11 protein-coding genes are annotated in these 9,810 nt (G+C 50.3%); 2 read left to right on the top strand and 9 right to left on the bottom strand.

Going from position 1 to position 9,810, the window contains the following annotated elements; translation table 11 throughout:
• The coding region (locus ACN0R1_RS20670; RefSeq protein ID WP_417586050.1) for a GGDEF domain-containing protein at nucleotides 1-558 on the top strand (558 nt) is incomplete at its 5' end.
• A 401-nt stretch (nucleotides 559-959) separates the two neighbouring features.
• Here the strand turns inward: ACN0R1_RS20670 and ACN0R1_RS20665 are convergent.
• Complete coding sequence (locus ACN0R1_RS20665) at nucleotides 960-1,445, bottom strand: universal stress protein (RefSeq protein ID WP_417586049.1); 486 nt, start codon at nucleotides 1,443-1,445, stop codon at nucleotides 960-962.
• Between the two features lie 129 nt (nucleotides 1,446-1,574).
• On the opposite strand from ACN0R1_RS20665, the gene ACN0R1_RS20660 reads away from it, so the two are divergent.
• On the top strand, nucleotides 1,575-2,477 hold the full coding sequence (locus tag ACN0R1_RS20660) for a LysR family transcriptional regulator (RefSeq protein WP_417586048.1): 903 nt from the start codon (nucleotides 1,575-1,577) through the stop codon (nucleotides 2,475-2,477).
• 25 nt (nucleotides 2,478-2,502) lie between these two features.
• On the opposite strand, the gene ACN0R1_RS20655 is transcribed toward ACN0R1_RS20660, so the two are convergent.
• From ACN0R1_RS20655 to benB, 8 genes are all read right to left on the bottom strand, one after another.
• Nucleotides 2,503-3,306 (bottom strand): universal stress protein, encoded by an 804-nt coding sequence (locus ACN0R1_RS20655; RefSeq protein ID WP_417586047.1) that lies wholly within the window; start codon nucleotides 3,304-3,306, stop codon nucleotides 2,503-2,505.
• 40 nt (nucleotides 3,307-3,346) lie between these two features.
• Nucleotides 3,347-4,531, bottom strand: a complete 1,185-nt coding sequence (locus ACN0R1_RS20650; RefSeq protein WP_417586046.1) for a benzoate/H(+) symporter BenE family transporter — start codon at nucleotides 4,529-4,531, stop codon at nucleotides 3,347-3,349.
• Between the two features lie 79 nt (nucleotides 4,532-4,610).
• The gene (locus ACN0R1_RS20645) at nucleotides 4,611-5,342 is read right to left on the bottom strand and encodes an ABC transporter ATP-binding protein (protein ID WP_417586045.1); all 732 of its coding nucleotides are present in this window, start codon (nucleotides 5,340-5,342) and stop codon (nucleotides 4,611-4,613) included.
• Complete coding sequence (locus ACN0R1_RS20640; protein WP_417586044.1) at nucleotides 5,339-6,106, bottom strand: ABC transporter ATP-binding protein; 768 nt, start codon at nucleotides 6,104-6,106, stop codon at nucleotides 5,339-5,341. Before ACN0R1_RS20640 ends, ACN0R1_RS20645 begins: the two co-directional genes overlap by 4 nt.
• A gap of 2 nt (nucleotides 6,107-6,108) precedes the next feature.
• On the bottom strand, nucleotides 6,109-7,164 hold the full coding sequence (locus ACN0R1_RS20635; protein WP_417586043.1) for a branched-chain amino acid ABC transporter permease: 1,056 nt from the start codon (nucleotides 7,162-7,164) through the stop codon (nucleotides 6,109-6,111).
• A gap of 12 nt (nucleotides 7,165-7,176) precedes the next feature.
• Nucleotides 7,177-8,037 carry a branched-chain amino acid ABC transporter permease gene (locus tag ACN0R1_RS20630; protein ID WP_417586042.1) on the bottom strand — a complete coding sequence of 287 codons (861 nt, stop codon included), beginning with the start codon at nucleotides 8,035-8,037 and terminating at the stop codon, nucleotides 7,177-7,179.
• A gap of 66 nt (nucleotides 8,038-8,103) precedes the next feature.
• Complete coding sequence (locus ACN0R1_RS20625; protein WP_417586041.1) at nucleotides 8,104-9,276, bottom strand: ABC transporter substrate-binding protein; 1,173 nt, start codon at nucleotides 9,274-9,276, stop codon at nucleotides 8,104-8,106.
• A 97-nt stretch (nucleotides 9,277-9,373) separates the two neighbouring features.
• The coding region (benB, locus tag ACN0R1_RS20620) for a benzoate 1,2-dioxygenase small subunit (protein ID WP_417586040.1) at nucleotides 9,374-9,810 on the bottom strand (437 nt) is incomplete at its 5' end.

Genomic DNA, 9,810 nt, shown 5'->3' with positions numbered 1-9,810 from the left:
GTCGGCACAGTGCTCGATATCACTCAGCACCAACAAGACTATGCTCAAAAACGCTGGGAAGCAGAGCATGACTCTCTAACCGGTTTGCTCAATCGTCGCGGTCTGACGAGGCACCTCGAAGAGTTGCTTATTCAGTGGCAAGGCTCGGAAAAACCAACCGCGGTCATGCTTTTCGATTTAGATCACTTTAAGCCAGTCAACGATCAAGGGGGCCACGCTTTAGGCGACCAAATGCTTCAACAGATTGCGCGTATCGTACAGAGCGAAATTCGCAGTAGCGATTATGCCGCTCGACAAGGGGGGGATGAATTTGCCGTATTACTACCGGGCTGTACTCCAGCACGTGCACTCACCATTGCCGAGTCTCTGCGTGCAAGCATTGCGGATAGCTCGATAGAGGCGCAAGGACGCCAATGGCAAGTGACCGCTAGTATAGGGGTCAGTCATTTCCATCAAGGTGACAAGACAATCGACGACATTCTTAGTCGTGCCGATACGGCCAGCTATCGGGCAAAGCAAAGTGGACGTAATAAGGTTGAAGGAGATGCCGATGGCTAGCCGAAAATCACTTTACCAAGCTGACATTTAGTTACGCCCGTCCAATTTAGGCTCTTATTATGTATCAAGGGCCCTCAGACTGGATGTTGCCCTTACAGATTAGGAAATGCTCATTTTTTCAGACGAGTTACAAAGATACATGATTTCGACGTGTTTATGATTGATCTGTTAATTAGCTTGCCACAGCATCAGATAGATCATGCAAGTACCATAACAGTGGTGACGGTTTGATAAGACTTAGACAAAACCGTCACCACTAAGCTTATGCTCACTAGTTTCACATAACTACTCTTAACAAGTTGTAGCGAGAATATCTCATGGAATATTATGTGTATATTTAGGATACGACCTAGCGGCGTCCAACACGCCATAAGGATTGAGAACTTTAAAACCCATTCAGCTTAACTCACAGTGACAACACTGCATTGTGCTAAATGCCCCACCTTATGAGATACGCTACCAGCCACCATACCTCCTAGATCACTTAACCCGCGACTACCCATTACAATTACGTCTACTTTTTCTTGCTTGGATATTTCAAGTATCACACTAACCGGCTTACCAAGCTTTATCATTGTCTCAACATTTTTTACGCCTTTAGCTTTAGCATAGTTTTTAGCTTCTTTTAGAAAACCCTCACCAGCCAAATATAAGTCATTGGAATTTTCTTCGGCTTCAAAAAATCTCACATTCCAAATAAGCTTTTCTTTATCATCTATAACTTCAGGAATGTGAACCAAATAAATTTTAGTGATATCTTTTTCAGATAATTTACAAGCAACAGAAAGTGCGTTTTGGGAGTGTACAGAACCGTCTATAGGCACCAAGATTTTTGAATACATAACGCCCTCGATATTGACTAAAGTATTAGAAGCATCCTTGAACAAAGCTGTTACCTTATACCTTTTAGGTATCTAGAACGCTTTATCTGCGTAATTAATTATGGCTAGATTTTGTTGCTTATACCTAATCCGATCCAATATCTTTCGAACAGACTGCTATACCCTGGAGGTATTATGGAGCTACGCCACCTTAGATACTTCTGTGTGGTTGCTGAAGAGCTCAACTTCACGTCTGCCGCAGAGCGTCTTCATATGTCGCAACCTCCGCTTTCTCGTCAGATCAAGCAGCTGGAACGAGAGGTGGGTACCGAACTATTCGAGCGCAGCTCACGAGGCCTGCAGCTCACCCCATCAGGCATTTTCTTCCAACAACACGCTATACAAATACTAGAAAAAGTCGATGTTACGGTGGAAGCTACTCGTCATATGGCACGCCACAAACGTCAGCTGTTTGGGATTGGCTTTGTACCTTCGGTTTTTTATGGACAACTCCCCACGCTCGTGCGTGATTTAAGACAAATGGATAATGTCGAGCTATCGCTAGCGGAGCTGACGACGGTACAGCAAATTCAGGCTTTGAAAGCTGGTCGTATCGATATGGGGTTTGGCCGTATAAGGATCGACGACCCCGATGTGGAACAGGATATCCTTTTTGATGAGCCCATCATCGTGGCTTTACCCAGCGGCCACCCACTCGAAGGAACAACCCCCACCTGTGAAGAGCTTGCATGCTACCCCCTTATTCTCTTTCCCGCTAAACCGCGCCCGAGTTTAGCGGACATGGTACTTGGCATATTTCGCAGACGAGGATTAAAAGTCCAAGTTTTTCAGGAAGCAAACGAGGTGCAAACCGCGCTCAGCCTCGTCGCTTCTGGCATTGGCATTACGCTTGTACCGGAGCAGGTCAAACGCGTGCAGCGAGACGGCATCACCTATGTATATTTAGCGGATAAAAGCATCACATCGCCCGTTATTTGCAGCCGTCGTCGTGGCGAAAAACCATCCCCACTCATGCAAAAAGCCAATGCTATTTTAGATGTGCTTGTTGAAAACCGGCGCTCAGGCCGATATCCATAACATCGATGTGCGATCAACAACAGCTCTATGGGCGAAGTACAGCAACAGGACATGGCGCCTCATGGACGACTTCATGGCTTACGCTTCCCGCAACCACTTGAGAAAGACCACTTCGGCCATGGGTTGTCATGGCCAGCATGGTGTTGTGACTATCAGCCAAGTAGTTGACAATAGAATCAGCCGGGTCGCCATGAAGTACTTCCCAGTCAACCTCAAGAGCTTGATCTATACCAACTCGGCGCGCCAACTCCGATAAATACGCTGACTCTGCAACATCAGCGGGATTCAAAGACACTGGCTTTCTGGCCGTTGACGTATCGAGTACTTGTAAAAGCTGTAAGCGCGCGTTCAATTGCTTTGCCAGCACAGCAGCAAAGGGCAGCATTTTTTCAGAGAGCGCTGACCCATCGACACAAACAGCCAATACATCAACCTGCTTGTGAGCACGGCTATTATAACGTGGCCCGCACAAAAAAATGGGCCGTTGTGAACGCCTAACCACACCCGCGGTAACGCTACCGATCAGCATCTCAGGTACGGGGCGACGCCCATGAGCCATCATACACAGTCCGACATCCTCTCGACTGGCCAGCCCTCCCAGGTAGTCTTTGACACTGTGATGAGCGACTACCTCAACCGCAATATCATCGAGACGGAGTGCATCAAGGCGTGCTTTTAATATCGCCGAGCGTGAGGTGACGTCCGCTTGATCAGGCACCACGGAGACTGCCTTCACCTGAACCCCTAACTGTAACGCAAGGTGTTGGCCAAACTCCAAAGACGTTAGTGAGTCTGTACTGTCATCCATAGCCACTACAATCGTATTCATCGTTATTCTCCAGTGACTGTTTAAGTCGCTCTTATTGTTATTACTTGTTTTTGTTTAATGACGAAAAGCGCCGGTGCAGTATGTTGTAGGCAAGACCACCCACAACTACTCCCCAGAAAGCCGAACCGAGCCCTAAGAAGCTAACGCCAGATGCGGTGGCAATGAACGTCATTACAGAGGCTTCCAAGTGACTCTTTTCGGCTGCGAAAGCGCTGATATTGCTGCTTATAGCGCCAATCAACGCGAGGCCCGCCAGTACTGCAACAAACTCGTTCGGCAATGAAGTAAACAGCGCTACAATGGTGCCTGCAAAGATACCGCCCACCAGGTAAAACACACCGTTCGCGACCCCAGCAACGTAACGCTTATCGGGATCTTCATGCGCCTCTTTGCTCGTACATATTGCAGCGGTAATGGCAGCGATAACCGTGGTAATACCACCAAAAAAAGCCGTTAATAGCGAAGTGACACTAGCCACTGTGACAATTGGCTTAGCAGGCGTTGAGTAACCCGAGGTACGTAATATCGCCATGCCTGGTAAAAACTGCCCCGTTAGACTAACAAGCACCAGTGGTATCGCTAGGCTCAGGGTGGCATGCCATGTCCAGTGCGGTTGGATAAATTGGGGCTGCGCCAATTGGAGCCCCACGCCCTCCAAGCTGGCCCCCTCTAGCCAGACCGCCAAAATGACACCTACAATCAATAGGCATACCAAGCTATAGCGGGGTGTCAGACGTTTAAAAACTAGATAAGCGATAATCATCCCAATTGCTAATGCAGGCACATTGTTTAATGATACGAAGATGCCGATTCCAAATTGGAACAGAATTCCTGCCATCATGGCACTGGCAATGCCAGGCGGAATCAGCTGGATAATTCGATCAAACGAGCCTGTTACACCAATCACGAATATGATCATGGCTGCCGTTAGATAAGCGCCTATCGCCTCATTAAGCGACAGATCCGGAAAAAGTGTTACCAACAATGCAGTTCCCGGAGCAGACCACGCAGTTACGACCGGTACTTTCAACCACAAACTCAGCAAGATACCCGAGACGGCGGCCCCAATCGAAATGGCCCAAACCCAAGAGGTCATCATAGTGCTCGAAATGTCAGCACTCTGGGCGGCTTGAAAAAAGATAGCCAGCGGGCCGGAATACGAGACCAGAACCGCCACGAATCCTGCGGTGATCGCGGGCACCGACCAGTCCTTGTGTAATTGCATACCAAAATATCCTAAAGCGGTTAAGTGTCACTACCCAATGTTAGTGGCCTGGCAAGTACAGACTTGCCAGGTTTTTTTATTACGCAACTCCTAGGTGCGTTTCCAAAAGTTCTGGGTTATCTCTAAGTCCTTTAGAATCACCACTGTACTTAACTTCACCTTTCACTAGCAGTAAGTGCTTTTCAGCCACTTCCAATAGGTTATCGATATTTTTATCGACGATAATCGTCGATATCCCAGTCGCCTTAATGGTGCGAATAATCTTCCAGATTTCATCACGTATCAGTGGCGCCAAGCCTTCGGTAGCTTCATCGAGGATCATCAGGTCGGGATTTGTTGTCAGCGCACGACCAATCGAGAGCATCTGCTGCTCCCCGCCAGACAGCAACGCGCCATCATGATTAATGCGTTGCCCCAGGCGCGGAAACGTATCCAGAACTCGCTCCATAGTCCAGGGAGTCTCTCCCCTTTGATTGGGGCGCGCTGCCATGATGAGGTGCTCACGCACGCTAATACCGGGAAAGATCCCACGTCCTTCTGGCACGTATCCGATCCCCTGACGCATCAATTGCCAGGGACGACGCTTCGCGGTTGAGACGCCCTTAATAAAGACCTCTCCCCGGCGTGGCGGTACAAAGCCGAGGATAGACTTCAAAGTAGTGGTCTTTCCCATACCGTTACGACCCAGCAGGCTGAGGGTTTCTCCGGGCATTAGGGTCACATCGACCCCGTGCAAGACATGACTTTCGCCATAGTAGGTGTGCAATCCACGGGCATCGATCAGAGGAGTCATAGTCGCTTCTGTATTCATGCTGTTATTCCTTCATCGTGGCGCCCCAAGTACACATCGCGTACCTTATCACTGGCACGTATCTGCTCCGTCGGGCCACTTTCTAGTACACAGCCATCGACCATGACCGTGATACGGTCGGCTAAGCGGAATACAGAGTCCATATCATGCTCGATCAACACCAGTGTGTAGCGGTCGGTAAAACTAGCGAGTAACTCAGTAACCTGTGCCGTCTCTTCGCGCCCCATCCCGGCCATCGGCTCATCCAACAGCATCAAAGACGGTGCTGTCGCAAGCACCATAGCTATCTGCAGCTGGCGCTGTTCGCCGTAACTCATGTCCGAGGCGGACGTATTCGCTCTGTGGTTTAATTGACAAGTTTCCAATACTTCTTGAGCGCGCTCGCTCACCTGCTGTGCGGTTCGATGTGAACGCCAGCTACCCAGCACTCCACCCATATGAATACGTGCCGCCAGCTCGCAGTTCTGCAAGCAACTAAGGCGCGGGAAGATATTGGTCTTCTGATGGCTGCGACCAATGCCCAGACGTGCAATTTGCCGAGCACTTTTGCCTTGAATTGCTTTCTGTTGATACAGCACTTGTCCTTCCGACGGTGGGATCTCGCCAGACAGTAAGTTAATGAGGGTGCTTTTTCCGGCACCATTCGGCCCCAAAATGGCATGTATCTCGTGCGCTCTCACATCAAAATCCACGCCATTCACGGCCACTAGGCCGCCAAAACGACGTGTCAGCCCTTGGGTGGCTAATACAATGTCATCACTCATGGCTAGTCCACCTTGCTCTGTGTAACGGGCTGAGCAGAGACCGGCGCCTTCTCAGTCTCGTCATTGGACGTTTTGCGGCGCTTACGCTGCCAGGGAGGCGAGATAATCAGACCTGCCACTCCGCGCGGCAGCACCAGCACTGCAGCAATAATGGTCAGCCCCATCAAGATGGGCCAGTGAGTCGTGGCGTGCTCATACACAAACAGCAGTATTTCATACACGAAGGCACCCAGAATGGGGCCAAATATGGTGCCCATGCCGCCTAAAATCAGCATCATTAACACCTCTCCGGAGGTGTGCCAGCCAAGCTGGGCCGGGTTGGCAAAGCCGTACTGCATCGCTGCTAACATTCCGGCAATCGAAGCCATGACCCCAGCAATCACAAAAGCGATCAATTTGTAACCACTGGTGGCATAGCCCAGGGCCTGCATGCGGTGCTCGTTATCATGAATACCGTCCAGCACTTGGCCAAAGTAGGAGCGTGTCAGCCAGCGTAGAAAGAGATATCCGATCAATAACATTCCTAAACAGAAATAAAAGAAACTGTGAGGGTTATCCAGATTCACTAATAGGGTATCGCCCACCGCCAAGCTAGGGCGGAACATGATAAAAACACCATCGGTGCCGCCCGCGAACTGAGACGTGCTAATGAAGTAGTAAAGCATCTGACCAAACGCCAGAGTCGTCATGATAAAGAAGATGCCTTTAGTGCGAATGACTAAGATGCCCACAATAAGACCGACGCAAGCAGAAACACCGATGACCAACGGTAGCATCCACCACATAGACGCGGGGCTATAATCAGGGCTGGCAAGAGCCAGCGTATAAGCACCTAATCCGAAAAAGAGCGCATGCCCAAGGCTGACTAGGCCCACGATGCCTACCAGCAAGTCGAGACTCATGGCAAACAGCGCGAGAATCAGCATTAATGTCAGCTTCTCTAGCATGAAATTGGCCTGGTTACCGAAGACGGCCTCTCCCCAGAAAGGAAAGGTCGCCACTAGCGCCGTCAGTGCCAGCATGATGTAGGCAACGCGCTTGGGGTATCTATGTAACATTGCTTTTTCTCCTCACGCGAAAAGACCGCGCGGTTTCACCAAGAGAACCGCTGCCATGATCAGATAGATCACCATGCTAGCGAGACTGGGGATAAGCACCGCGCCAAAGGTGGTGGCCATGCCAATAATGATGGCACCCCAGAAGGCTCCTTTGATGGAGCCAATCCCCCCAATGACAACGACTACAAAGCATGTGATCAAAATACTGTCACCCATACCGGGCGCAATTGAGGTGAGTGGCGCAGCAATCATGCCGGCAAATGCGGTCAGCGCTACACCAACGCTGAAAATAAGCGTGAACAGCGTGCGAACATTGATACCGAGCCCTTCCACCATATCGCGGTTAACAGCACCGGCCCGAATAATGATGCCCAAACGTGTATGACGAATGACACCGTAGATCACCCCTGCCAACGCTAAGCAAACACCCATGACGAAGAGTCGATAGACCGAGTACTGTAGGTTTTCAGTCAGTTGGATACTCGCATCAAACGGCGCGGGCACAGGTACGCGATGCACATCGCCTCCCCAAATGATTCGCTGTGCCTCGTTGAGCACTAAAATCAAGCCAAAGGTCAGCAGTACCTGATACAAATGGTCGCGTTTATAAAGCGTGTCGAGAAACAGCCGCTCAATAATCAGACCTAATGCAATGGCAATAGGGATAGCGACCAAGATAGCCAACCAGAAGTTGCCAAATCGCAGGGTTAAGTCATAAACCAGGTAGGCACCTATCATATACATGGCGCCATGGGCCAAATTAATAATGCCCATGATTCCAAAAATCAGCGTTAACCCGCTGGCAATTAAAAACAGCAGCAATCCGTACTGGAGTCCATTCAGCAGCTGGACACCAAAAAATGCGAGATCCATGAGACCCCTCCGACCATCAAAAAGGAGGAGCGAGATTGCCCCGCTCCCATGCATTACGAAAGGCCTTCACATCTGACAGGCGTCGTCGGGCACTTCTAGATTCTCTGCAGCAATGCTGACAACCTCATGCTTGCCGTCGCGAATCTCACGGAGGTAGACATTCTGGATAGGATGGTGGGAGTCCGAAAAGCTCATCGGGCCGCGCGGGCTGGCTAACTGAACATTCGCTAAAACATCGATTAAACGCTCGCGATCTGAGGTATCACCGCCCAGCACATTAAGAGCCTGGGCCAACATCATGCCGGTATCGTAGCCCTGCACCGCGTAAGTATCTGGCACTTCACCGTAGGCATCCTCATAGGCGGCGACAAACGAGCGATTCGCGTCGTTTTCTAGGGTCTCTGCGTAGTGAAGCGTGGTCATAACCCCCTCACCAGCATCTCCCAAGGCTTCTAGATTGCCTTCGGTAAGAAAGCCGGAACCCAACAAGGGAATGCTCTCGTTGAGTCCAGCCGCCGCATAATCTCTAACGAAGCTGACACCACCGCCACCCGCGAAGAAAGTGTACACAGCATCAGGTTGAATGCTTGCAATCTGAGTCAGGTAGCTCTGAAACTCGGTGCTAGGAAATGGCACTAGAATTTGCTGAACAATTTCTCCACCTTCAGCGGTAAAGGCCTCTTCAAAGCCAGCGAGGTCTTCTTTACCTCCTGCATAATCCCAAGTGATGGTAACGACTTTTCTATGCCCTTGGTTGTAGGCCACATTACCCATGGGATAGCTGTCTTGCCACATACTGAAGGATGTGCGGAATACATTCGGCATGCATAGCTCGTTCGTCGCTGCCCCTAGCCCCGCGTTGGGAATGATGGTGATAGCGCCAGTTTGTTTGGCAACGCGTAGCATGCCCATCGCCACACCTGAGTGCACTGGGCCAATCACGAAATCCACGTTGTCTCCGTTAACCAAACGACTCATGTTCTGCGGAGCCTTAGAAGGATCGGCTTCAGAATCAAGCTCAACGTACTCGACATCGCGACCGCCCAACTGGCCCCCTTCCTGCTCAATGGCCAACTTCAAACCGTTGGTGATGGCCTCACCGAGAGCCGTGTAGGTTCCTGAGTAAGGAAGCAGAAGCCCCAGCTTTACAGGATCTTCATTAGCAGAAAGACCCATGGCTGAAAGCGCGGTTGTAGCACCTAGTACGGTGACGAGGGAGGTCTTTTTAAAGTTTTTCATTATGGATTCACCAGGATTGTATTGTTTTAGGTTGTTATATCCATCGTGCTTCTATGGAAAGCACAATAAGCGACTTCCCTGTCTACATCGTCGATGCTTATACGTGATACACATCGATGACTTGATGGATGTAGTCGTTGTTCAATTGCACGACTTTTCTTGTGATCAGCGGGTGCTCACCCGACACGTCTAAGGTGTAAAACGAGGTGCCGAAAAAACTGTCCGTCTTTTTGTAGCGGTGACTCAGCGTGTGCCAATTGAACCGCAGCTCGACTGTGTCCCCGTCTTGCGACAGGATTTCAAGGTTCGTCACCTGATGCGTGGTGCGCGGCTCCGGCGTGCTGGCACCACTACGCTCGGTTTTAATGCGATAGACCCGATCTTCCAGCCCTTCGCGGTTGGGATAGTAGATCAACGAAATCTCACTGTGTGGATCCCGCGTGAGCTGATCGTCATCGTCCCAGGCAGGCATCCAGAACTCGGCATCTTTACGGTACAACGCCAGCCATTCGTCCCACTCACGGTCGTCTAGTA

This window comes from Nitrincola sp., assembly GCF_048264025.1.
Classification (GTDB): Bacteria; Pseudomonadota; Gammaproteobacteria; order Pseudomonadales; family Balneatricaceae; genus Nitrincola.
Note: the sequence above shows the minus strand (reverse complement) of the source record. Positions and strands in the feature narration are given on the sequence as shown.

What these genes read in the sequence shown, in the direction of transcription:
- ACN0R1_RS20640 (WP_417586044.1), bottom strand. Translation starts at nt 6,106, where the DNA reads ATGAGTGATGACATTGTATTAGCCACCCAAGGGCTGACACGTCGTTTT.
- ACN0R1_RS20660 (WP_417586048.1), top strand. Translation starts at nt 1,575, where the DNA reads ATGGAGCTACGCCACCTTAGATACTTCTGTGTGGTTGCTGAAGAGCTC.
- ACN0R1_RS20650 (WP_417586046.1), bottom strand. Translation starts at nt 4,531, where the DNA reads ATGCAATTACACAAGGACTGGTCGGTGCCCGCGATCACCGCAGGATTC.
- ACN0R1_RS20645 (WP_417586045.1), bottom strand. Translation starts at nt 5,342, where the DNA reads ATGAATACAGAAGCGACTATGACTCCTCTGATCGATGCCCGTGGATTG.
- ACN0R1_RS20635 (WP_417586043.1), bottom strand. Translation starts at nt 7,164, where the DNA reads ATGTTACATAGATACCCCAAGCGCGTTGCCTACATCATGCTGGCACTG.
- ACN0R1_RS20625 (WP_417586041.1), bottom strand. Translation starts at nt 9,276, where the DNA reads ATGAAAAACTTTAAAAAGACCTCCCTCGTCACCGTACTAGGTGCTACA.
- ACN0R1_RS20630 (WP_417586042.1), bottom strand. Translation starts at nt 8,037, where the DNA reads ATGGATCTCGCATTTTTTGGTGTCCAGCTGCTGAATGGACTCCAGTAC.
- ACN0R1_RS20655 (WP_417586047.1), bottom strand. Translation starts at nt 3,306, where the DNA reads ATGAATACGATTGTAGTGGCTATGGATGACAGTACAGACTCACTAACG.